This is a genomic window from Sphingomonas alba, assembly GCF_023516555.1.
GTDB lineage: Bacteria > Pseudomonadota > Alphaproteobacteria > Sphingomonadales > Sphingomonadaceae > Sphingomicrobium > Sphingomicrobium album.
Map to the genome: position 1 here is coordinate 489,726 of NZ_JAMGBD010000001.1, position 22,785 is coordinate 512,510.

General features: G+C 63.9%; 22 protein-coding genes. 10 read left to right on the forward strand and 12 right to left on the reverse strand.

Annotated elements, in window-relative coordinates:
• Positions 1 to 30 precede the first annotated feature (30 nt).
• From LZ536_RS02530 to smpB, 4 genes are all read right to left on the reverse strand, one after another.
• Positions 31 to 2,409, reverse strand: a complete 2,379-nt coding sequence (locus LZ536_RS02530; protein ID WP_249846728.1) for a hybrid sensor histidine kinase/response regulator — start codon at positions 2,407 to 2,409, stop codon at positions 31 to 33.
• Positions 2,410 to 2,680: 271 nt separating this feature from the next.
• Positions 2,681 to 4,747 (reverse strand): M13 family metallopeptidase, encoded by a 2,067-nt coding sequence (locus LZ536_RS02535; RefSeq protein ID WP_249846729.1) that lies wholly within the window; start codon positions 4,745 to 4,747, stop codon positions 2,681 to 2,683.
• 102 nt (positions 4,748 to 4,849) lie between these two features.
• A complete protein-coding gene (locus tag LZ536_RS02540; RefSeq protein WP_249846730.1) occupies positions 4,850 to 5,416 on the reverse strand; it encodes a DUF2062 domain-containing protein in 567 nt (188 codons plus the stop codon).
• Positions 5,409 to 5,891, reverse strand: coding sequence for an SsrA-binding protein SmpB (gene smpB / locus LZ536_RS02545; RefSeq protein ID WP_249846731.1), 483 nt, complete (start codon positions 5,889 to 5,891; stop codon positions 5,409 to 5,411). The genes LZ536_RS02540 and smpB overlap by 8 nt, the downstream gene beginning before the upstream one ends.
• A gap of 89 nt (positions 5,892 to 5,980) precedes the next feature.
• Between smpB and LZ536_RS02550 the strand changes: the two genes are divergently transcribed.
• Together LZ536_RS02550 and LZ536_RS02555 are read left to right on the forward strand one after the other, a co-directional pair.
• Positions 5,981 to 7,000 (forward strand): hypothetical protein, encoded by a 1,020-nt coding sequence (locus LZ536_RS02550; RefSeq protein ID WP_249846732.1) that lies wholly within the window; start codon positions 5,981 to 5,983, stop codon positions 6,998 to 7,000.
• 36 nt (positions 7,001 to 7,036) lie between these two features.
• On the forward strand, positions 7,037 to 8,026 hold the full coding sequence (locus LZ536_RS02555) for a hypothetical protein (protein WP_249846733.1): 990 nt from the start codon (positions 7,037 to 7,039) through the stop codon (positions 8,024 to 8,026).
• A gap of 28 nt (positions 8,027 to 8,054) precedes the next feature.
• On the opposite strand, the gene dapA is transcribed toward LZ536_RS02555, so the two are convergent.
• Complete coding sequence (gene dapA, locus LZ536_RS02560; RefSeq protein ID WP_249846734.1) at positions 8,055 to 8,927, reverse strand: 4-hydroxy-tetrahydrodipicolinate synthase; 873 nt, start codon at positions 8,925 to 8,927, stop codon at positions 8,055 to 8,057.
• An 81-nt stretch (positions 8,928 to 9,008) separates the two neighbouring features.
• Here dapA and LZ536_RS02565 point away from each other — a divergent pair, with 81 nt between their 5' ends.
• Positions 9,009 to 10,994 (forward strand): lytic transglycosylase domain-containing protein, encoded by a 1,986-nt coding sequence (locus LZ536_RS02565; protein ID WP_249846735.1) that lies wholly within the window; start codon positions 9,009 to 9,011, stop codon positions 10,992 to 10,994.
• Positions 10,995 to 11,003: 9 nt separating this feature from the next.
• Positions 11,004 to 11,477 carry a transcription elongation factor GreB gene (gene greB / locus LZ536_RS02570; RefSeq protein ID WP_249846736.1) on the forward strand — a complete coding sequence of 158 codons (474 nt, stop codon included), beginning with the start codon at positions 11,004 to 11,006 and terminating at the stop codon, positions 11,475 to 11,477.
• Here the strand turns inward: greB and LZ536_RS02575 are convergent.
• Positions 11,474 to 12,253: a polyphosphate kinase 2 family protein gene (locus LZ536_RS02575; RefSeq protein ID WP_249846737.1), complete on the reverse strand. Its 780-nt coding sequence runs from the start codon at positions 12,251 to 12,253 to the stop codon at positions 11,474 to 11,476. The two genes, greB and LZ536_RS02575, sit on opposite strands and share 4 nt — an antisense overlap.
• A gap of 91 nt (positions 12,254 to 12,344) precedes the next feature.
• Complete coding sequence (gene aspS / locus LZ536_RS02580; RefSeq protein ID WP_249846738.1) at positions 12,345 to 14,135, reverse strand: aspartate--tRNA ligase; 1,791 nt, start codon at positions 14,133 to 14,135, stop codon at positions 12,345 to 12,347.
• A gap of 83 nt (positions 14,136 to 14,218) precedes the next feature.
• Here aspS and rnd point away from each other — a divergent pair, with 83 nt between their 5' ends.
• Complete coding sequence (rnd, locus tag LZ536_RS02585) at positions 14,219 to 15,403, forward strand: ribonuclease D (RefSeq protein ID WP_249846739.1); 1,185 nt, start codon at positions 14,219 to 14,221, stop codon at positions 15,401 to 15,403.
• Positions 15,396 to 15,686: an I78 family peptidase inhibitor gene (locus LZ536_RS02590; RefSeq protein WP_249846740.1), complete on the forward strand. Its 291-nt coding sequence runs from the start codon at positions 15,396 to 15,398 to the stop codon at positions 15,684 to 15,686. The genes rnd and LZ536_RS02590 overlap by 8 nt, the downstream gene beginning before the upstream one ends.
• On the opposite strand, the gene LZ536_RS02595 is transcribed toward LZ536_RS02590, so the two are convergent.
• Both LZ536_RS02595 and LZ536_RS02600 read right to left on the reverse strand, forming a co-directional pair.
• Positions 15,683 to 16,303 carry an HdaA/DnaA family protein gene (locus LZ536_RS02595; RefSeq protein WP_249846741.1) on the reverse strand — a complete coding sequence of 207 codons (621 nt, stop codon included), beginning with the start codon at positions 16,301 to 16,303 and terminating at the stop codon, positions 15,683 to 15,685. The two genes, LZ536_RS02590 and LZ536_RS02595, sit on opposite strands and share 4 nt — an antisense overlap.
• On the reverse strand, positions 16,300 to 17,517 hold the full coding sequence (locus LZ536_RS02600) for a heavy-metal-associated domain-containing protein (RefSeq protein WP_249846742.1): 1,218 nt from the start codon (positions 17,515 to 17,517) through the stop codon (positions 16,300 to 16,302). The genes LZ536_RS02595 and LZ536_RS02600 overlap by 4 nt, the downstream gene beginning before the upstream one ends.
• A gap of 62 nt (positions 17,518 to 17,579) precedes the next feature.
• Between LZ536_RS02600 and purM the strand changes: the two genes are divergently transcribed.
• Genes purM through LZ536_RS02620 form a run of 4 tightly spaced genes read left to right on the forward strand, consistent with a single transcriptional unit; the run spans position 17,580 to position 20,323 of the window.
• The gene (purM, locus tag LZ536_RS02605) at positions 17,580 to 18,674 is read left to right on the forward strand and encodes a phosphoribosylformylglycinamidine cyclo-ligase (RefSeq protein ID WP_249846743.1); all 1,095 of its coding nucleotides are present in this window, start codon (positions 17,580 to 17,582) and stop codon (positions 18,672 to 18,674) included.
• The gene (purN, locus tag LZ536_RS02610) at positions 18,667 to 19,218 is read left to right on the forward strand and encodes a phosphoribosylglycinamide formyltransferase (RefSeq protein ID WP_249846744.1); all 552 of its coding nucleotides are present in this window, start codon (positions 18,667 to 18,669) and stop codon (positions 19,216 to 19,218) included. The genes purM and purN overlap by 8 nt, the downstream gene beginning before the upstream one ends.
• A 32-nt stretch (positions 19,219 to 19,250) precedes the next feature.
• On the forward strand, positions 19,251 to 19,724 hold the full coding sequence (locus LZ536_RS02615; protein ID WP_249846745.1) for a hypothetical protein: 474 nt from the start codon (positions 19,251 to 19,253) through the stop codon (positions 19,722 to 19,724).
• Positions 19,721 to 20,323 carry a hypothetical protein gene (locus LZ536_RS02620; RefSeq protein ID WP_249846746.1) on the forward strand — a complete coding sequence of 201 codons (603 nt, stop codon included), beginning with the start codon at positions 19,721 to 19,723 and terminating at the stop codon, positions 20,321 to 20,323. Before LZ536_RS02615 ends, LZ536_RS02620 begins: the two co-directional genes overlap by 4 nt.
• A 37-nt stretch (positions 20,324 to 20,360) precedes the next feature.
• On the opposite strand, the gene ndk is transcribed toward LZ536_RS02620, so the two are convergent.
• The 3 genes from ndk to LZ536_RS02635 form a co-directional block, all read right to left on the reverse strand.
• Positions 20,361 to 20,783, reverse strand: a complete 423-nt coding sequence (gene ndk, locus LZ536_RS02625; protein ID WP_249846747.1) for a nucleoside-diphosphate kinase — start codon at positions 20,781 to 20,783, stop codon at positions 20,361 to 20,363.
• 73 nt (positions 20,784 to 20,856) lie between these two features.
• Positions 20,857 to 21,288: a DNA polymerase III subunit chi gene (locus tag LZ536_RS02630; RefSeq protein ID WP_348538802.1), complete on the reverse strand. Its 432-nt coding sequence runs from the start codon at positions 21,286 to 21,288 to the stop codon at positions 20,857 to 20,859.
• Positions 21,289 to 21,307: 19 nt separating this feature from the next.
• Positions 21,308 to 22,771: a leucyl aminopeptidase gene (locus tag LZ536_RS02635; RefSeq protein ID WP_249846749.1), complete on the reverse strand. Its 1,464-nt coding sequence runs from the start codon at positions 22,769 to 22,771 to the stop codon at positions 21,308 to 21,310.
• Between the last annotated feature and the right edge of the window lie 14 nt (positions 22,772 to 22,785).

Consider the following 22,785-nt stretch of genomic DNA (forward strand, 5'->3'; position numbering starts at 1 on the left):
ATAATTGGCGCATGCGACAGTGGAAAGACATTATTTGCCAGCGTCTTCCGCAAGCGCGAGGCGCACGGCCTCGGCGAGTTCCTGAACCGAGAAAGGCTTGGGCAGGAAGGCGACATTGTCGATGTCGATGGACTTGCGAAGCTGCTCCTCCGCATAGCCGGACATGAAAAGGATCGGCATGTCCGGGAAGCTCTTGCGTGCCTCGCGGACCATGGTCGGACCGTCCATCAACGGCATGACGACGTCGCTGACCAGCAGGTCGACCGTCTCCCCCTGCCCCAGGATCTCCAGCGCATCCTCGCCATTGTTGGCGGTCAGCACCTTGTAGCCGTGGCGCGTCAGAGCCCGCTCGGCGACAGTCCGGACCATCGGCTCGTCCTCGACCAGCAGGACGGTGCCGGTGCCCCACAGCTCGTTTTCCTGCGGCTTGGCGGCGCGGGAGCGGGTGGCCTTCGCTTCCACCTCGTGGGCCGGCAGGTAAATGGTGAAGCGCGTCCCCTCGCCGACCTTGGAATCGGCAAAGATGTAGCCGCCCGACTGCTTGACGATGCCGTAGACGGTCGAGAGCCCGAGACCAGTGCCCTTGCCGACTTCCTTGGTCGTGAAGAACGGCTCGAACACCTTGCCGAGCACATTGGCCGGGATGCCGGTGCCGGTGTCGGCGATCGACAAGGCTGCATAGTCGGCAATGGGCAAGATGTCGGAGCCGAGCTCGGCAACCTGGTTCGATTTCACGGAGTATGTCTGGATGGTGAGCGTGCCGCCGCCCCCGGCCGCCATGGCATCGCGGGCGTTGACGGAGAGGTTGACGATCACCTGCTCGAGCTGGCCGGGATCGGCGCGAACCGGGAAGAGGTCGCGGCCATGCTTGACGACCAGCTGCACGGTTTCGCCGAGCAGGCGCTTGAGGAGGTGAGAAACTTCCGAGACGACGTCGGGCAGCTGCAGCACTTGTGGCCGCAAGGTCTGTTGCCGCGAAAAAGCAAGCAACTGGCGAGTCAGGCCTGCGGCGCGGTTCGAGTTCGACTTGATCTGCTGGATGTCGTCATAATCGCTGTCGCCCGGCGAGTGGCGCATCAGCATCAGGTCGCAATGGCCGATGATGGCGGTCAGGATATTGTTGAAGTCGTGGGCGACGCCGCCGGCAAGCTGGCCGACCGCCTGCATCTTGGTCGCCTGGGCGACCTGGCGCTTCAATTTGGCTTCCTCGCTGTTGTCCTTGAGCAGCAGCAGCACCGCCGCTTCGCCAAGGCCGCGCAGGCCCGCGACCGTCAGGGCCACGGGTTCGGCCGGCTGGGCGTTGAGGCGGATCGGCAAGTCGCCCGACATGGCCGGGCCGCGCGCATTGCGGCGAACGGCGTCGGCGACGGCGGCCTTGTCCTCCTTGATGACCAGGTCACCCGGATAAACCGGAGGATGGCCCTCCTTGATTCCGCCTGCGACCTTGAAGGCCTTGTTCATGGTCAGGAAGCGGCCGTCACGGTCAACCAGCGCCAGCCCAAGGGGAAGCAGGTCGAGCAGGGCCAGCATGTTGTTGGAATCGGGCTGGCTGGGCTCGATCGTATCGATCAGCAGCATCAGGCCGGCGCCTTCGCCTTTCTCCGTGTCGACGGGCACGTGGACGAGGCGCAGCGGCGGGGCGGTCTCGCCCTCAATGACGAGGCGGAGCGCATTGTCGCGCAGCTCGGCGATCTCGCCGAAGTGAAGGCCGACGACGGCTGCACGGTCGCCACCGACGCGCTCGACGAAGGCGCTGTTCGCGGCGAGGATGCGGCCGTCGTCGTCGACCGCCGAGGCCATCACGCCGCTCTGCGCGAACAAATAGCCCTCGAGGCCGGAGACACGCTTGACCAGGGTCGCGAGCATGTCGGGCTGGCCACGGGCGATCCGCCACATGAGCAGGTCGCTGGCGGCGCCGACGCGCTCGACCGTCGTCGGCAGGCGGCCGCTTTTGTAGGCGATCTCGGCCGAGGCCTTGCCATCGCGCCACGCCTGCGACGCCAGGGCCTCGATCGCCTGTTTGGCCTTGACCGAGCTGGGCAATGTCTTGGGAATGCCGTCGCCATAGCGGGCACGCCAGGCGGAATTGGTGCCCAGCAACTGGCCCTCGCCGTCGGTCAGCGCGGCAGGATCGCGGGTCAGGTTGAGCGCCGCGGAGGCCATCGCATAATCGGGCGCGGCAGGTGCCACTGGCGCCGCCTCGACGGTGCCATTGCGCTTGTCGAGGACGAAGGCGGCAACGAGCATTGCAACGACGCCGGCAAAGAAAAGGCCGGCGAACAGAGGCTCGCCGACCGACATGAACAGCAAAGCCCCGCTCAAGGCCGCCGCCGCGACCAGCGCCGGCACAAGCCAGCGCAGGCCGCCAAGCGGCTCAGCTTCGAGCAAGGCTAGCTGTCTATCAAGCACTTAGGGTCTGAACCTCCTGCCAACGAGACCGTGATGGTGACGAAAATGCGTTCTGGGAGTGAGCGAGTGCGGCCAGATAGTGGACACTATCTGGCAATCGAGCAAGCGTGCCAGGGCGCATTTTCGTCCCACCCGGAGGGCATGGCCCTGCCGGCACTGCGCTTCGTCGAGGCGCTCGATCGGGGCTTCAGCCCCGCTCTTCACACCTCTCCTAGCGCAGCCCTCGGCAGAGCCATGTCACGGTTCTCGCTGGCAGGAAGTTCAGACCCTTTTACCAGATACGCACCCGCGCATCCGGCGCAAGATAAAGTGCCTGACCAGGCTGGATATTGAAGGCGCGATACCAGTCGTCGAAGTTGCGAACGACGGCGACGCGCTGCTCTGACGGCGAGTGCGGATCCGTCAGCAGGCGCTGGCGGAGGTTCTCTTCGCGATACTTGCGGCGCCAGACCTGCGCCCAGCCGAGGTAGAAGCGCTGGTCGCCGGTCATGCCGTCGATCACCGGTGCTTCCTTGCCGCCGAGCGAGGCTTTGTAGGCATCGTAGGCGAGGGTCACGCCGGCGAGGTCGGCGACGTTCTCGCCCATCGTCAGCTTGCCCTGGACGTGCATACCGGGAAGCGGCTCGTAGGCGTCATATTCTTTGCCGAGCGCATCGAGGCGGCTGTTGAAGGCGGCGACGTCCTGCGGAGTCCACCAGTCGCTGAGGCGGCCGGTCTTGTCGTACTTCGCGCCCTGGTCGTCGAAATGGTGGCTGAGCTCGTGCCCGATCACCGCGCCGATGCCGCCGTAATTGACGGCCGGGTCGGCGTTCGGATCGAAGAACGGCGGCTGCAGGATGGCGGCCGGGAAGACGATCTCGACCATGCCGAAATTGGCATAGGCGTTGATGGTCATCGGGGTCATGCCCCATTCCCAGCGGTAGATCGGCTTGCCCAGCTTGTTGACGTTATAGGCATAGTCGAACTGGTTCGAGCGCATGGCATTTCCGAGCAGGTCGCCGCGATCGATGACGAGGCCCGACATGTCGCGCCACTGGCTGGGATAGCCGATCTTCGGCGTGAAGGAGGCGAGCTTTTCGTGCGCCTTCACCTTGGTACCGGCGCTCATCCAGTCGAGCTTGTCGATGCGGCGGTCCATGGCGCCGATGATGTTGTGCACGAGCGTGTCGGCGGCCGCCTTGGTCTCGGGCGGGAAGTAGCGCTCGACGTAGAGCTTGCTGACGTCGTCCTGGAGGACGCCGGTGGTGAAGTTCACCGCCCGCTTCCAGCGGACTTCCTGCTCAGGCGTGCCGTTGAGAGTCGTGCCGTAGAAGGAGAAATTCTCGGCATCGAAGGCTTTCGGCAGGTAATCCGAATATCCGTCGAGCGAGCGGACCAGCAGCTGGTCCTTGATGACGCTTAGGGGCGCGGCCTTCACGAGATTGACGATGCCGGTGATCGCGCTCGGCTGGGCGACGATGAGCGAATCGACGCCTTGCAGGCCGCCGGCCTTGAACATGCTCGGGAAGTCGAAGCCAGGAGCCTTCTGGGCGAGCTGGCCAAGCGTCATCTTGTTGTAGGTCTTGGTGGCGTCGCGGCTGTCGATACGGCTCCAGCTGACCTTGGCGATCTTGGTTTCGAAGTCGACGATCGCCTTGGCGCGGGCCGCGGCATTCTTCTCACCGGCCAGGTTCAGCATGTTGGTGAGGTGCGTCAGATATTTGGCGCGCGTGTCGGCGAGCTTGGCGTCCGGCTTCAAATAATAGTCGCGGTCCGGAAGGCCGAGGCCCGCCTGGAAGAAGTTGACGATATACTGGTCGGGCGCCTTGTCGTCCTGGCCGACGAAGCCGCCGAACGGCGTGCCGATGCCGAGTTCGCGGGCCTTGGCGAACATGACCGGAAGCTCGGCCTTCGACTTGATGCCGCGGACCTGGTTCAGCCAGGGCTCGAACGGGGCAAGGCCCTTCGCCTCGACCGCCGCTTCGTCCATGAAGCTCGCGTAGACGGCGCCGATGCGGCTGTTGGGGTCGTTGGCCGACTGCTCGATTAGCGTCTTGGTCCGCTCGCGCGACAAATCGTCGAGAGCGACGAACATGCCGTAGTTCGACTTGTCGGCCGGGATCTCGGTCTTCGCGTCCCAGGCGCCGTTGGCATATTTGTAGAAGCTGTCGCCGGGCTGGACCGACTTGTTCATGCCTGCCTCGTCGAAACCAAAGGCGCCGATTTCCGGCTTCGGAGCGGGCGGCGCCTCGACCACCGGCGGTGCCGCTTCGGCGACCGCGACGGGCGGCGGCGTTTCGCTTGTGGTGCAACCGGCAAGGGCAGTGGTCGCGGCAAGGCCGATCAAAATACGCTTCATCTGGAAATTCTCCCCGGACTTCTGATTCTCAAAAGCTGTGGCTGCATAGGGCCGTAAGCCGCTAGCGCCAAACGACAATCGGGCGGCCCAGGCCGACAAACGTCACTTGGTTGCAGCGCGACGCTCCATGCGGCGCGCCCGCCACTTGCTGCGCACCCAGAAATTCCAGAGCAAGAGACTGACGATGTAGCCGGTCGTGGAGGCGATCAGGGCGATGGTCAGGACGCCGAGCGCGATCGGGCCGGACGCTTCATGGACCCAGAACAGGAGCTTGCTGAGCTCGCCGGAAACCTGCGCTGCCGCGTTCGGGTCAACCACCACCTCGTGATGCAATTCCCACGCACCGACCTTGTAGGCCGCGTAATAGAGCGGCGGTATGGTCAGCGGGTTGACCAGCAAGGTGCAGGCTGCGGCGAGGAGGACGTTGGCGCGGGTCGGGATCGCCAGGACCGAGGCGACGACGATGTGCATCACCGGAATAATGACGCCGACGCCAAGTCCCAACGCAACGCCACGAGGCACGGAACGATGGTTGAAGTGCCAGAGGTTGGGTTGCGACAATTGCTTCGCGAAGGGACGAAGGAAGCGGTTGTGCTGGATCGTCTCACGAGTCGGAATGTGACCGCGCACCCAAGACATGAAGCCGCCGGACTTCGGTTCGTCAGCCACGGGCCCGCATGATCCTTGCCTGGTCGCGCTTCCAGTCGCGTTCCTTGATGGTTTCGCGCTTGTCGTGGACCTTCTTGCCCCGCGCGAGGCCGAGCTCGACCTTCGCCTTGCCGTTGGCGTTGAAATAAATGGACAGCGGAATCAGCGTCAGACCCTGACGGTGGATAGCGCCCGTCAGCTTGTTGATCTCGCGGCGCTTGAGGAGCAGGCGCCGCCTGCGCCGCGGGTCGTGGTTCATCCAGCTTCCGGCCTTGTACTGCGGGATCGAGGCATTGATCAGGAAGACCTCCTCGCCATCGACCGTCGCATAGCTCTCCGCGATCGACCCTTCGCCGATACGCAAGGCCTTCACTTCCGTGCCCTGAAGCGAAATGCCAGCCTCGAACCTGTCTTCGATGAAATAGTCGAAGCGCGCGCGCCGGTTCTCGGCGACGACCTTCGCTTTGTCGAACGGGGCAGAAGGCTCTTTAGGCATGGGCGAGTGCACATAGGGAGTGCATCCTCCGAACGGAAGCAGCTAAAGGGCGCACAAATTGCCTCTGAGCGGGTTGCAAGGATTTCTGGATGAATGATGTGTCTGTGCGGGATCTGGTAAAAAATCCCGAATGGTTGCCGCACACCTATGGCCCGGAAGGACAGACACTGATCTTCGTCCATGTGCCACGCGACGCGCGGTCACGACTAAGATTCCTGTTCGACGAACACTTCAAGGGGAATTTCACCAAAGTGAGCGCGGGTCTCAGCGACATCGAAGCCGAGATCAGGTCCGCCCAACGGGGTCCGATCCATTTTATTTTTCACACCTCTTTCTGTGGCTCCACGCTGATGACGAGGGCTCTCGAAATCCCCGGTGTCGCGACATCGATGAGCGAACCGGCGGTCATGATCAATGTCGCCAACCGGCTCATCCGCAGCAACGATCGCTCGAACATTGAGCGGCTCGAGCTGGTCCTTCGACTGTTGGAACGTCCACTAGCCGCCGGCGAAAGCGTCGTTGCCAAGCAATCGAATTTCGCCAATCGGGTGGCCGACCCTGCTCTTCGTTTGCGGAAAGAGAGCCGGGCAGTGCTGCTTTACTCTGATCTCGAAACCTATCTGATTTCCAGCCTTAAACGAGGCATGTGGGGCAGAATCCTCGGTCGCAAATGGTTCAACTACTTAAGGAGTTGGAGCCCGCTTCAGCTTGGCTTCGACGCCAACGAAATTCTCGAGCTCACCGACATGCAAGCCGCGTCGCTCGCCTGGTTGATGCAAATCCACCACTTCGGCGAGCTGGCCAAAGCCTTCGGATCGCGCGTCATGCTGCTTGAATCCGGCGATATGTTCGCTGCTCCAGCGGATGCCCTGCACCGGGTAACGACGCTGTTTGGACTTGCGCAGACCGAGAAAGACGCGGCCGACATCGCTGCCGGCCCGATTTTCGCAAAGCACAGCAAGTTCATGGATCGTGACTACAGCGTCGAAGAGCGCAAGCGGGAGACCGAAGCCGTTGGGAATGCAAATGCTGAAGAAATCTCGATGGTCGTGAAATGGCTCTCATCCTTCGCCGACCACCACGGGGTCTCCCTCCGGCCGGCCGCGTAGTGAGGAGTTGGTATGAGTGATCCCTCGAGAGGCGAAGTGGTCGGCGACCCTGAGTGGCTCCCGCACGCGTTCGATGCTGATGGTAAGACCTTGACCTTCGTGCAAGTGCCTCGCGACGCCCGCGCTGAGCTCATGTTTCTATTCGATGCCCATTTCGCAGGCCGATTCAAAAAGGCCAGCTTCCCGACGATGGAATTGCTGACGGAAAGCCAATCCACAGTCCGGGCGCCAATGCATTTCATATTTCATACGTCATTCGCAGGATCGACGCTGCTGGCGAGAGCGCTCGAAATGCCAGGGATCGCGACGTCGATGAGCGAGCCGGCCATTTATGCCAATCTTGCCAACCGAGTGACCGATCGCAGTGAGAGGGCCGCTGCCAATCGACTCGAACTGGTCCTGCGCCTGATGGAACGCCCGTTTGTGCAGAATGAGTCGATCATCGTGAAGCAATCCAGCTTCGCCAACGGGCTGGCGGAGCAGATTCTTCGGGCACGCACCGAGAGCTGCGCCGTCCTCCTATATTCCGACCTCCAGACTTACCTCCTGTCCTTGCTTAAGCGGGGCCTGAAGGGCAGGATCTGGGGCCGCAAGCTGTTCACGACGGTCAGGAGCTGGAGCGGGCTGAGGCTCGATCTTCCGGAAGGCGAGCTTTTTGAACTGACAGACATGCAAGTGTCGGCCTTGGCCTGGCTGTTACAGATTCATCACTTCGGCGAGCTGAAGAGAGCTTTCGGCCCCCGCGTCATGCCACTTGATTCGGACGACTTCTTCTCGGATTCCGCCACGACGCTGCACAGAGTGAGCGCTTTATTCGGCTTAGGGTTGAATCAAGAACGTGCGATCGAAATCGCGGCCGGGCCAGTTTTCGCCAAGCACAGCAAATTCACCGATCGCGATTACGACGTTGAGGCGCGTCGCCGAGATTCAGAAGCAGCGGAAAATGCGAACGCTGAAGAAATCTCGATGGTCGTGAAATGGCTCGCCACATTCGCTGCGCATCTTGGAGTCAATCTTCGACCCTAAGCCCAGTTCGCTTATGGGGCCCAGCGTTTTAGAGCAGGCCGGCGTGCGCCAAGGCCGCATCGACCGCAGCCTTCGACGCTTGCGATGGCTCGGTCATCGGCGCTCGAAGATCGGCGGGAAAGTCATTCTTCACGCGTGAGACGGCATATTTGACCGGTCCCGGCGAGGCGTCGCTGAACAAGGCCGCATGGAGCGGGAACAGGCGGTCCTGAAGCTCCAGCGCCTCGTCCCACCGGCCCTCGCGCGTTGCTTCCTGGAACTGCGAGCAGAGCTTCGGCGCGACATTCGCGGTCACCGAGATGCAGCCCCGGCCGCCCATGGCGTTGAAGCCCAATGCCATATCGTCGTTGCCGGAAAGCTGGATGAACTCGTGGCCACAGGCCTCACGCTGGGCGGAAACGCGGGCAAGGTTGCCGGTCGCGTCCTTGACGCCGATGACGTTCGGGAGGCGCGACAGCTTCGCCATCGTATCGACCGCAATGTCGGTGATCGTCCGCGCCGGGACGTTGTATAGGATGACCGGAATATCGAGGTCGGCAACCGCCGAAAGGTGCAGGTAAATGCCGTCCTGGTTCGGCCGGTTGTAATAAGGCGGCACGTGCAGAGCAGCGTCGGCGCCGCTGTCCTTGGCGATTTTGGTGAGTTCGATCGCGTGGGCAGTGTTGTTGGAGCCGCAGCCGGCGATGACCGGAACCCTGCCCCGCGCTACCTCGACCGCGATTTCGACCACGCGGCGATGTTCGTCGGTCGACAGGGTCGCAGCTTCGCCAGTCGTGCCGCAGGGAACCAGGGCATTGCTGCCCTGATCGATCTGCCACTCGACGAACTCGCGGAATGTGTCTTCGGCGACACGGCCGCCCTGAAATGGCGTAACAAGTGCCGGTATCGACCCGAAAAACATGAACTTTTTCCCTTCTCGCGACTCTGGGGAAAGAGTTAGAATTAACCCTGTTCACCCGCTGATAAGGACCGATGCCGCACGATGTCCAGCATGAGCAAAATCGCCTTCGTGATTCCGCTGGCTATCGGTTCGGCCGCCATTGGCCAGCTTGCCCAGACCAGCACGCAGGCCCCGGTCGCGACAGCGGCCGCCACCAATGCGGCTTATGACATCAACTATTCGCTGGCCGACTGGCGGCGCCTGCGGGCCGCGGAAGGCTATCGCTTCGCCGACTATGCGCGTTTCCTGATCGCCAACCCCGGTTGGCCGGAAGAAACCAAGATGCGCCGCTGGGCCGAAAAATCGATGGTCGCGGGCGAAAATCCGGTGACCGTCGTCAGCTTCTTCCGGACCGAGGCGCCCAGGACCGGCAACGGCTGGGCCCGGCTGGCCGAATCCTACGCCGCTACCGGCAAGCCTACGGAAGCAGCGGCTGCGGCCCGCGACGCCTGGGCCTCAGACGACCTTTCGCTCGACGACCAAAACCGCATCGGCGGCCGTTTCTGGTCGAGCCTGTCGGCCGCGGACCATGACCGGCGTGTCGATGCCTTGCTGTTCGCCAAGAAACCGGCGGATGCACAAATGGCGCTCGGTTATGCCTCCCCGTCGCGGCGCGCGGCCTTTGCGGCGCGGATCGCCATGCAGACCAGCGCGCCCGATGCCGACGCCCAATATCGCGCCGTGGAATCCCAGGTCGCAAGCGATGCCGGCCTGCTGATGGACCGCCTTCGGTTCCTCAAGGATACCTACAACAACATCGCCGGCGCTCGCGCCCTCGCCGCCCGGCCGCACAATTTCACCTACCGGCCGGCGGACGTCGAGCGCTTCTACGACATGCTGCTGACGCTTGGCCGCGACGCTTGGAACAATCGCAATTATGCCCAGGCTTATGACATTGCCCGCCAGACTGACGATTCATTGCCGTCCGGCACCGATGTCGCCATGCAATCCTATGGAATTCGCGACGATTATACGTCGTTGACGTGGATGGCCGGCGAGGCCGCCATGTCCGGCCTGAATCGCTACGCCAATGCCGCCGAGCAGTTCCGCAAATATGGCAATGGCGGCCGTTCGCTGCAGGTCACCAGCAAGGGCATGTATTGGGCCGGCCGAGCCCTGCTCTACGCCGGCCGCGGTTCCGAGGCCCAGGCCGACTTCATCGAGGCCGCGAAATATCCGGAGCTGTTCTACGGTCAATTGTCGCTCGAGCGGCTCGGCCGTCCGGTCCCGGCGCCTGCTAGCTTGCCGACGATGCTGGCGACCGACGCCCAGCGCCAGGCTTTCCAGCAGAAGCGCCTCGTCCGCGCGACGCGGCTGCTCGGCCAGCAAGGCCGCCGGGACGAGCAGAGCCTGTTCGTCCGAGCCCTCGCCGAGAGCCTCGACACCGAGGCCGACCGAGTGCTCGCCGTCGAGTTCGGCAGGCAGATCGGCCGGCAAGACCTGGCCGTCTGGACGGCGCGGTCATCGCGTAACAACGGCGAGGCCTTTTACGTCCGCGACGCCTTCCCAACCCATTATTCGCAAGTCCCGGGCGGGCGCATGTGGTCGATGACGCACGGCATCACCCGCCAGGAAAGCTCGTTCGACCGCGGCGCGATCAGCTTCGCCGGTGCCCGCGGCATGATGCAGCTGATGCCGGGCACGGCGCGCGAGCAGGCCGGCAAGATGGGCATGGGCTATGACCTTGGCCGGCTGACGAGCGACCCGGCTTACAACGTCATGCTGGGGTCGGCTTATTATCGCCGCCTGCTCGACATCTGGGGCGGCAACAACGTCCTGGCAGTGGCAAGTTACAATGCCGGGGCCGGCAACGTCCGCAAATGGGTTGCCGCTTATGGCGACCCCCGCCAAGCGAATGTCGACGTCGTCCGCTGGATCGAGCGCATTCCGTTCATGGAGACGCGCGGCTATGTGCAGCGCGTGCTGGAAAATAGCGTCGTCTATGACCGCCTGAACCCGCAGACCGCCTCAACCTCGTCAGGCTCTGTCCATTTGTCGTCCTTCCTTGGAAAGTCGCGTCCGGGCTAAGCATTGCTGATGAAAGAGCGGTTCATCACGCCTGCCGGATTCGCGCGGATCAGGGCCGAATATGAGCAGCTATTCGGGGAGGAACGCCCGAAGCTGGTCGAGACGATCGCCTGGGCGGCGGCCAATGGCGATCGGTCGGAGAATGGCGATTACATCTACGGCCGCAAGCGCCTGCGGGAGATCGATCGCCGGCTCGGCTATCTCGCCAAGGTGATGAAGGAAGCGAAGCAGGTCGATCCGGCCAGCCAACCAACCCGCGACCAGGTGCGGTTCGGGGCGACGGTGGAACTGGCCGACGAGGACGACCTGCGCCGGGTGCTGACGCTCGTCGGCGATGACGAGGCTGACGCGTCGAATGGATTGATCGGCTGGAGCGCGCCGATCGCCCGGGCCTTGCTGGGCGCGAAGGTCGGCGATGAGAGGATTGTCCGCTTGCCGGCTGGCGACAAGAGCTACGAAATTATCGAAATCCGCTATCCTTAGGCCGGCGTTACCTTCGCCGGCTTAGAGAAGTGGATGGCCGGCTGCACGCGTTCGGGCGGTTCCTTGGGGATGGCGGCCTCCAGTGCGTCGGCGATGACGGTCAGTGCCGAAATCCGCGCCGCCGGTTCGTCATTGGCATCGATGCCCGTCCACGGCGCCCAGCGCGTGTCGTTCTGCTTGAACATCTGCGCCAGAGCCTGGCGATAGGCTTCGCGGCCGTCGACCGTCCTTAATTCGACCGGGCCGAGCAAATGATGCCGCCACGGGTCCGAAGCCCGGGCGGCAATCCGCTCGTCGAGGATCCGGTCGGTGGCGTGGAAGTAGAGCTTGACCAGCAAGGTGCCGTAATCGCGCTGTTGCGCCTCGAACTCGTTGATCTCGTCGAAGCCGCGCTTCCATTCCTTCTCGCTGACCAGGCCCATGACATGGTCCTCCAGCACGCGGCGGTACCAGCTGTGGAGGAAGATGGCGGTGTGGCCGGCAGCCGGCAGGCAGTTCCAGAAACGCGCCAGCCAATGGCCCTCGTTCGAGTGGCGGCGATCGGGCGTGATGTTGTGGACGTTGTAATGGACTGGATCGAATGCCGCACCGAGCGCCTTCAGCACGGCCTTCTTGCCGGCGCCTTCCGGACCTTCCAGGACGATGACGGCGCGGCGGCGGTGGACGATCTGTGCGACCTGCGCGCGCGACAGCCGTTCCTGCAGCGCGGCGAGCGCTGAGGCATAGTCACCGGCGAACGGAGCCCCCCGCTCAATGTCGGCCAGATTGATCGGCACGAGTGACGGCTTAACGCAACAGGAATCCACCCGCAACGGAGTTAACATTGATTAACGGATACTTGCGGCCCGGTGCATCGAACCGGGACAGTTACGAATAAAGCTCCGCGCCCTCGCCCGTCACCTTGATGTTGAGCTCGCGCAGCTGCTTCGGATCGACGACCGCCGGGGCGTTCATCATCAAATCCTCGGCCTTCTGGTTCATCGGGAAGAGAATGACTTCGCGAATGTTCGGCTCGTCCGCCAGCAGCATGACGATGCGGTCGACGCCCGGCGCCGACCCACCGTGCGGCGGCGCGCCGAACTTGAAGGCATTGATCATGCCGGCGAAGTTCGTGTCGACTTCTTCCTTGGTGTAGCCGGCAATCTCGAACGCCTTGTACATGATATCCGGCCGGTGGTTCCGGATCGCGCCCGAGCTGAGCTCCACGCCGTTGCAGACGATGTCATATTGCCAGGCAAGGATGTCGAGCGGGTCCTTGGTCTCCAGCGCTTCCAGCTCGCCCTGCGGCATCGAGAAGGGGTTGTGAGAGAAGTCGATCTTCTTCTGCTCGTCATTATATTCGAACATCGGGAAATCGACGATCCAGCAGAAATCAAAGCGATTCTGGTCGATGAGGCCCAGGTCCTCGCCGACGCGGGTGCGGGCGAGGCCGGCGAGCTTGGCAGCCTGCTCTTCATTGCCCGCGGCGAAGAAAATGCCGTCGTCAGGGCCGAGGCCAAGCTCATTCGCGAGCTTGTCCATGCCTTCGGTGCCGTGGTTTTTGGCGATGGGGCCGCCCCACTCACCGCTTTTGCGGGTGGCGTAGCCAAGGCCGGCATAGCCTTCGCCGCGCGCCCACTCGTTCATGTCGTCGAAGAACTTGCGGCTCTTTTCGGCGGTGCCCGGCGCAGGAATGGCGCGGACGACATTGCCCTTTTCGACGAGGCCGGCGAACAGGCCGAAGCCCGAACCGCGAAAATGCTCGCCGACGTCGGAGATGAGGATCGGGTTGCGGAGGTCCGGCTTGTCGCTGCCGTATTTCAGCATCGCCTCGCGGTAGGGAATGCGCGGGAACGAGCCGGCCGGAGTCACCGTTTTGCCGTTGGCGAATTCTTCGAACAGGCCGGCGAGCACCGGCTCGATGGCGTTGAAGACGTCGTCCTGGGTGACGTAGCTCATCTCGAAATCGAGCTGGTAGAATTCGCCTGGGCTGCGGTCGGCGCGGGCGTCCTCGTCACGGAAGCAGGGCGCGATCTGGAAATAGCGGTCGAAGCCGGCGACCATGATCAGCTGCTTGAACATCTGCGGCGCCTGCGGGAGCGCGTAGAACTTCCCCGGATGGACGCGGCTGGGGACGAGATAGTCGCGGGCGCCTTCCGGCGAACTGGCCGTCAGGATCGGCGTCTGGAACTCGGTGAAGCCCTGGTCGATCATTCGGCGCCGGATCGAGGCGATGACCGCGGCGCGCAGCATGATGTTGGCGTGAACCTGCTCGCGGCGGAGGTCGAGATAGCGGTAGCGGAGGCGGATTTCCTCCGGATACTCGGCCTCGCCGGCGACTGGCATCGGCAGCTCGGTCGCGTACGACTGCACCGTCACTTCGCGGGCGACGACCTCGATCTCGCCGGTGGCGAGCTTGGCATTGGTGACTTCTGCGCCGCGAGCGACAACGTCGCCTGTGACGGTCACGACCGATTCCAGCTTCAGGCTGTCGAGCAGCTTCATCGCATCGCTGCCGGCGACTCCGACGATTTGCGTCAGGCCGTAATGGTCGCGGAGGTCGATGAAGAGCACGCCGCCATGGTCGCGCTTGCGGTGAATCCAGCCCGACAGGCGAACAGTCGAACCAACGTCGGCGGCGCGGAGCTGTCCGCAGTTATGCGTGCGATAGGGGTGCATAGTCTTTCTCTTGGAGATTGCGGGGCGCTTTCCCGTCCCCTCCCCTTTTGTCAACCCGCCGCCCTCGCTATGGGCCGTGCAGCATGAAGATTCTCCCGTTGATTAGCGACAGCGCGACACTGGCCGCGCTGGTCGAAAGATTGTCCGCCGCTCCCTTCGTCGCCGTCGATACGGAGTTCATGCGCGAGAACAGCTACTGGCCCGAGCTTTGCCTGCTGCAGATCGCCTCGCCGGACGAGGCCGCGGCCATCGACCCCAAGGCCGAAGGGCTGGACATGAAGCCGCTTCTCGACCTTCTGGTCGAGAATGATGAGGTCCTGAAAGTCTTCCACGCCGGCGGGCAGGACCTCGAAATCGTCTACAACCTGACCGGCAAGACGCCCGCTCCCTTGTTCGACACGCAGATTGCGGCGATGGCGCTCGGCTATGGCGAGCAGGTTGGATATTCGAACCTCATCGAATCCATGCTTGGCCACGTCCTCGACAAAGGTGCGCGCTTCACGGACTGGAGCCGTAGGCCGCTCGAAAAGAGGCAGATCGATTACGCGATCGCCGACGTCACCCACCTTGCGACAATCTTCCCGAAGATGGTTGAGAAGTTGAAGAAGAACGGGCGCGGCGCGTGGCTGAATGAAGAGATGGAGCGGCTTGCCGATCCGTCGAGCTTCGCTTTCGCGCCCGAAGATGCGTGGAAGCGGTTAAAAATCCCCGGCCGTAACCCGCAGTTACTCGGCCGCCTGAGGGCGCTCGCCGCGTGGCGGGAGAACGAGGCGCGGAACAAAAATTTGCCGCGCGGGCGAATCGCCAAGGACGACACGCTGCAGGAAATCGCCAGTCATCCGCCCAAGACGCAAGACGACCTGGGACGCGTGCGCGGCCTGTCGGCGGGTTGGCGGAGCAATGATATCGGCGGTCGGATGATGGCTGCGCTCGCCTCTGCGAAGCCGCTCGCGCCCGAAGACATGCCTGCGCGCGAGCCACGCCGCCCGGGTCTCACCAAAGACGCGGTACTGGTCAGCGACCTTTTGAAGCTGCTGCTGAAAATCCGCTCGAAAGAGAGCGGCGTTGCGCCGAAGCTCATCGCGCGCTCGGACGACCTGGAGGCGCTTGCCGCCGGAGTCCGTGACGGATTGATCATCCTCAATGGATGGCGGTTTGAAGAATTCGGGCGCGACGCCCTCGACCTCGTCGAAGGGCGCCTCGCATTCGCCATCGAGGAAGGAAAGCTCAAGATGACCAGGACCGTCAGGGAAAGCGTCGATGCGTAGGCTGGCCTTGCTGGCTGCGCTTGCGCTCCCAGCTTGCGCCGCAGCAGCACCGGAAGCGCCGGTGCGTGGCGCAAGCGCTTACGAGTGCAAGGACGACGCTTTGGGGCAGTTTACCGGCCAGCCGGCGACCCAGCAGCTTGGCGCCGACATGCAGCGGGTTTCGGGTGCCCGCCGCCTGCAATGGGTCGGGCACGGAATGATGGTGACGATGGACTTCAGCCCTGAACGGCTGAGGGTGTTCCTGACCGCCGACAATCGCGTCGAACGGGCCAGCTGCGGCTAGGCCGCGCGGTCGATCAAACCTGCTTCCATCAGCGCTCGCCGAACGGTCGGCAGCGTGACACGCGCATGTTCCGCGATCGCAAAGCGGTCGATAGCTTCGACGATGCGCTCCGCGTTCAGATAGTCGCGATGCACCCGGCCAGTGATGAAGCGCAAAGCCTCGCCGGGGATGTGCAGGCCCCGATCGGCGAAGAGCAGCTCGATGAGTGCCGCGAACAAGGCATCGTCCGGCTGGTGGATGCGCGCCACCGGTGTCACCGCCAGACGGGTCTTGAGGTCGGGCAGCTTGACTGCCCAGCCTTCGCTGTCGTCGACGACGATGACGATGGGCTTGCCGGTCTCCTGCGCCTGATTCCATGCGTGGAACAGTGCTTCTTCCTCATGCCGCTCGGCATCGTCGAAAAGCCGGCCGCCGACTCGATCGACGAAGCCGCGCGCCAGTAGCGACCGTCCCGAGCGGCGCGGGCCGGTGAGCACCGTCGCCTTGACCGGCCACATGCTCCAGTGCCGGAAATGCTCAAAGGCATCGCGATTGGCGTCGGAGAGGATGAAGCGCCGTTCGTCGCCCGACTGGGGGAAATCCAGCGGAAGAGCGATCTGGTCGGCGCCGGGCTTCATTGGCCTGAAGGTGCGCCCGGTATCTGCAGCGCGGGCACGACCCGCAAAGTGCCGTTGACATCACTGACTGTCCAGCCTCGGGCGCGAATGGCCGAGGCCAAGGTGACGTTGTTGCCACGGAAATTGACGAACAGGATCGACCAGCCCTTGTCGCCGCCACGAACGCCGACACCTTCCATGCCGGGGATCGTGCGCAGCTGGGCGACAGCATTGTTGAGGCCCGCGTCGTCGCGAGTCAGGATCTGGATCTGGATTCCCGATAGCGGCACCTGGGCTACGGGCTGGATCGCTGCCAGTTCGTCCTCGACAGGTGGCGGGGGCTCGACGGTGATGAGCGTCGGGTCGCGGACCAACTCCCCAGCGGCCAGCGCGCGGGTGAACAGCTCATCCATCCGCTGCACGCCTTCCGCCATCATGCGCGGTATGTCGGCGCTGTCCTTGGCCTTGAGGTCGAATCCGCCAAGGATTTCACCATCCGGTCCGTGACGCCCGACAAAGCGGGCATAAGCTGGTCCGCCCGGATAGAGCCGCTGCACCGAAACCTCGGCAACCAGAATGTCCGCGGCGCCATAAAGATCGATGATATTGCGCCACCAGCCACGGCCGGGCCGCCCGGTCTGGGCGGCATTCACGAGTAGCGGATCGACGCCCATGCCGCTGATTCGGACATAATCGACCGGGCTTTGCGAGGTCCGGAACTGCGCCCAGGCCCGCTGCCAGGGATTCTTGATTTCAACCGTGGTCGCCGTCCCGCCTGAAATCATCACCGGGACCAGAAGCATCGGCGCCGAGCGGCGGACTTCGCCCGACATGCCCAGCAATTCGCCGGCGCGGGCGCGGTCGAAGAGGATGCCAAGGTCGGCGATGTAACGGGTCGGGCCGATATTCTCGCGATCGACGACGATCGAGCTGACGAGGCCGTCGAGCACCGAATCGCTGAGGTTCGGCGCTTCGGATTCCGGCCGGCCATGCTGTTTGGCCCACAGCTTCTTGAACCCTTCCCGCTGGGCGATCCGCCAACCGGCGTAGCGGGCTGAGGCCGCATCCTTGCCGCCCACATCGACGTGAATCCCGTCAATCTCCAGCGTACCGGTGCTGTCGATCGGCAGGATGCCGCGGTCGCCGGCCTCCATCTGCGCGACGACGGTGCCGCCGACGGCGAGTAGGACGATCAGGCAGGAAGAGGCGGTCAGCAGGCGCCGGCGGGAAGACATGCAGAGGCTTTTGGCGACAACGGCGTGGAAATCCAAGCCGCTTATCGCTAGCGGCCTAACCTATGACGCAAAAGCCACTCACCTATGCCGATGCCGGCGTCTCGATTGCGGCCGGAAACGCGCTGGTGAAGGCAATCGGCCCGCTCGCCAAATCGACCGCGCGCCCGGGGGCGAACGCAGAACTGGGCGGATTCGGCGGCTTCTTCGACCTCAAGGCGGCCGGTTACGACGACCCGCTGCTTGTCGCCGCGAATGATGGAGTCGGCACCAAGCTCAAGCTCGCCATCGACACGGGCAATCATTCCGGCGTCGGGATCGACCTCGTCGCCATGTGCGCCAACGACCTCATCGTCCAGGGCGCCGAACCGCTTTTCTTCCTCGATTATTTTGCGACCGGGAAGCTCGATCCCGCCGTCGCGGAGGCAGTCGTTGCCTCGATCGCCGACGGCTGCCGGCAGGCCGGCTGTGCGCTCATCGGCGGCGAGACGGCGGAAATGCCGGGCATGTACGCGGAGGGCGATTACGACCTCGCCGGCTTCTGCGTCGGCGCCGTCGAGCGATCGAAGGCGCTAACCGGCGATGCGATCGAGGCTGGCGACGTCATTCTCGGCCTTGCCAGTTCCGGCGTCCATTCCAACGGCTTCAGCCTGGTGAGACGGCTGATTTCCAACAATGGCTGGAAGCTGGATCGCCCGGCCCTGTTCGATCACGAACGACTGCTTGGCGATGCGTTGCTCGAACCGACGCGCATCTATGTGAAGAGCCTGCTGCCGCTGGTCCGATCCGGTAGGATCAAGGGCCTCGCGCACATCACGGGTGGCGGACTTCTCGAGAATATTCCGCGAGTTCTGCCCGATCATTGCCACGCAGTCGTCGATGCGGGCGCCTGGGAGCTGCCGCGCATCTTTGCGTTCCTGCAGGCTGGCGGGGCCATCGAACCCGGCGAGCTGGCCCGGACGTTCAATTGCGGCATTGGCATGATCGCGATTGTTTCTGCAGATGATGCCGGGGCAATCTTGGCGGCGCTGACTGACGCCGGTGAGACGGTGCACAACATCGGCGTGATCGAGGCCCGAACGCGCGGCTGCACCGTTCGCGGGCCGGCAGGAAGCTGGAGCGCGCGGGAAGACTGGTCGGCGACGCACGAGCATGAGTGACCCGAAACGCGTCGCGATCCTGATTTCCGGCCGCGGCAGCAATATGAAAGCGTTGATCGAGCAGGCCCGGGGCTATGAGGTCGTCCTGGTCGCCTCGAACAAGGTTCACGCGCCCGGCCTCGACACCGCGAGGGCGCTTGGCGTCCCGACATTCGCCTTTGAGGCGAAGCGGGATGAATTTGAAGCGGCGCTCGAGCGCTCGCTGGCCGACCACAAGATCGGCACGATTGCGCTGGCCGGATACATGCGCATCCTGTCGGCCGCGTTCATCGGCCGCTGGCGGGGCAGGATCCTCAACATCCATCCGTCGCTATTGCCCCGGCACAAGGGCCTGGACACGCATAATAGGGTCCTGGCGGCGGGCGAGACCGTGAGCGGATGCACCGTTCACCTGGTCAGCGAGGAGCTCGATTCCGGCGATGTCATTGCCCAGACCGAAGTGCCGGTCGAATCCGGTGACGATGCGTCGAGACTTGCAGCGCGCGTGCTGGAGGCCGAACATTACCTGTACCCCAAGGCCCTCAGCGAGTTTGTACGGCGATGAACCAGACATCCGAAGAGAAGCGGAAATCCCGGATGCGTTGGGTCACGCTTGGCGAGGCTATCGCCATCGCCGCCCTCATTGTGTCCGGCCTTGGCCTTTACCGCGAATGGAACAAGCCGGACGAGAAGCCGACTGTGGTCGAGAAGGAGCGTTCGTCCATTCGCCTCGCCTTGCGCGGCCGGGCCCAGGACGATGGCCGCTCCATCGTAATCTCGCCGGTCGAAGAGAGCCATGCGCTTGAATCGCTGACCGTCGCCATTGGCGCTTCGAAAATCGAACTCGGCAGCGACGGCGAGCTTGACGCCAGCGATGTCGAGAACGCGCTCGGCAAGACCGATAAGGACGGCAAGGGCACGCACAGCCTGCGGGCGCGCATCACCGCTCAATATGTCGAAGCCGGCGCGGACAAGACCGCCACCGGTTCCTACGCCATCACCTATAAATGGGAAGGCGGTGGCCTGCTTGGCGGCAAGTCGCTGCGCCTGACCGGGATGTCGCGGGGATGACGGCCGGCCGGCTTCTCTGGCTGGCCCTCCTCCTGCCGCTGCTTGGCGGCTGCAACATGCTGATATCCGACAAGCCGATGTACGGGGACGAGGATCGCGCGACGATCACTCCCCGGGACGGCATCTGGCCGTCGCCAGACAAGGGGTGCGATTTCGACAGCAGCCGGCCGGAAGCTTCCTGGCCCGAATGCGCCATGTGGGTGGTCGTCCGGAATGCGGGCAAGGACCTCTACCTGACCGATGGCAAGCAACAGAGCCAGGTCGTTAGCGGCTTCTTCGCCTCGGGAGAGCCGCAAATCCTGCAAGCCTATTGGATCGACACCGACAAGCAGCCGCATCGGGCCTTTTATGGGTTCTTCGGGATCGAAATCCACCAGGTCGGACCTGACGGACGATACTCGGCCGCTTCGGTCTGGCCCGTCGAATGCGGCGCCCAAGCCAATCCTAATGCGGATATCCAGCCCTATCCGGGTGTCGCCCCAGACTGCCATCCGTCATCGAAGGAGGCGATCCGGTCCGCCGCGGAGAAAAGCCGGCGAACGGATGAGGTCCAGGAATGGCGGTGGCTTCGCGCGGAAGCCACCGCGAAGGGCAATTAGCCGACAATCGTCGGCCTAAGACCGTCCCCCGGACGGTCTAGCCGACGATTTCGTCGGGCGAGAAGAAGAAGTCGATTTCAATCTTGGCGTTCTCGTCGCTGTCCGAGCCGTGGACCGAATTGGCCTCGATCGATTCCGCATACGACTTGCGGATGGTGCCTTCGTCGGCGTTGGCCGGATTGGTCGCGCCCATGATGTCGCGGTTACGCTGGACGGCGTTCTCGCCTTCGAGAACCTGAACGACGACCGGGCCGGAGGTCATGAAGGTGCACAGGTCGTTGAAGAACGGACGTTCGCGGTGGACGCCGTAGAAGCCCTCGGCCTGGTCGCGGGTCATGTGAATGCGCTTGGAAGCGACGACGCGGAGGCCGGCTTCCTCCAGCATCTTGGTGACCGCGCCGGTCAGGTTGCGGCGGGTGGCGTCGGGCTTGATGATCGAAAAGGTGCGGGTGACCGCCATGGAAAGCTCCATCGGGTTGCAGGGTTGAGGGGTTGGCCGCGCCCCTAGCGGGCGGGCGGCAGGGGCGCAAGGTTCAGCCCTTTTCGACCCACTTGCCGTCTTCGTTCGCCCAATAGTGGCGCTCGACGCCTTCGCGGCCAGACAGCAGCTTCCATGCCAGCCGGGCAGCTTCCAACGTCTCCGTGTCGAACAAATAGAAAGCGCGGTCGAAGCTCAGCGCCGCGTCGCGCCATTCACCGTCGGCGATCAGCAGGTTGCGGGCGAGGTTGGGCGCATCGACCTGCCGCGACAGGAGGATAGGCTGGCGGGCATCGTCGCTGCCGCCGGCTATGCCATGCGCAAGAAAGCTCGACGCGCCCTGGTCCCATAGCTGGCGGTCGAGGCGCGCCAGCAGGGCTTCGTCTTCGGCGACGACAAGCAGCCGCTGCCCCTCGCCGGTCAGGCGGCCGGCGATTGCGGAAATGACGCTGTCGTGGGGCACGGCGCCAAGCTGGTAGAAGTCCACCCGCACGGTGCCCTTGTCCTCAGCCTTCGTGGTTCGCGGCGATATATTCGTCGAGCAGGCGCACGCCATAGCCGGTCGCGCCCTTGTCGTAGGTCGGCTTCGGCTTGTCCGACCAGGCCATGCCGGCGATGTCGAGGTGCGCCCATTTGACGCCATCATCGACATAGCGCTGCAGGAACTGGGCGGCCGTGATCGAGCCGCCTTCGCGCGGGCCGACGTTCTTCATGTCGGCAATGTGCGAGTCGATGAGGCGGTCGTAGCCCTCACCCAACGGCTGGCGCCACAGGCGGTCACTCGACTTGAGACCGGCGGCGATCAGCTTTTCGGCCAGATCGTCGTCGTTGGAGAAGACCCCCGCCATTTCATGGCCGAGCGTGATCACCATGGCGCCGGTGAGGGTCGCGAGGTCGATCATGACCTTTGGCTTCGCGACCTTCTGGGTCCAGGTCATGATGTCGCAGAGAACCAGGCGGCCTTCCGCATCGGTGTTGATGACCTCGACCGTCTGACCCGACATGGTGGTGACCACGTCTCCCGGGCGCTGGGCATTGCCGTCGGGCATGTTTTCGACCAGGCCGCAGACGCCGATGACATTGGTCTTGGCCTTACGCAGGGCCAGCGCCTTCATGGCACCGGCGACTGCACCAGCACCGCCCATGTCCCACTTCATCGCTTCCATGTTGGCCGCCGGCTTGATCGAGATGCCGCCGGTGTCGAACGTAACGCCCTTGCCGAGCAGCGCCACCGGCGCGTCGCCCTTGGTGCCGCCGTTCCAGCGGAGGACCAGCACGCGCGGCTCACGGCGCGAGCCCTGGTTGACCCCGAGCAGGGCGCCCATGCCGAGCTTCGTCATGGCCGGACCGTCGAGAACCTCGACCTCAAGCCCGGAGCCTTCGACGCTCGCAATGACGCGCTCGACGAAACTTTGCGGATAGATGATGTTGGCGGGCTCGGTCACCAGCTCGCGCGTCAACGAAGCGCCTTCGTAGACAGCGTTGTAGCGGTTGTCCCAGGCGGCCTTCGCGCCGTCGCCGCCGCCGACGATGGTCACTTGCGCCAGCGTCGGCTTCTGCTTGTCCTTGAGGCGGGTCTTGTAGCGGTCGTAGCGCCAGGCCCGCAGCGCCGCCGCCAGTGCGACGCGCGCCGTAGCGTCGGCGTCATAGTTGAGGCCGGTGAGGTCGACCACGGCATGCTTTTCGCCCGACAAAAGCAGGCGCGAGACGATCGCCCCGCCGAGCTTCTCCGCCGCATCGGCAGGCTTCGAATTGGCGCCGGTGCCCACCACAAGCAGGCGCTGGCCGCTCTCGAGGAAGTGCTCCACCGAAGCGGACGCGTCGCCTTCGAAGCGCTGGCGCTTGATTGCCGCCTCGATCGCCTTGCCATCGTCACCGATGGAGGCAAGGCCGGGGCGATTGTCACCGGCAGAAGGAATGACAAGCGCATAATCACCGGCCGGGCGCGTCGCGGCAAAGCTGATCTTCATGGGAGCGGGAATTC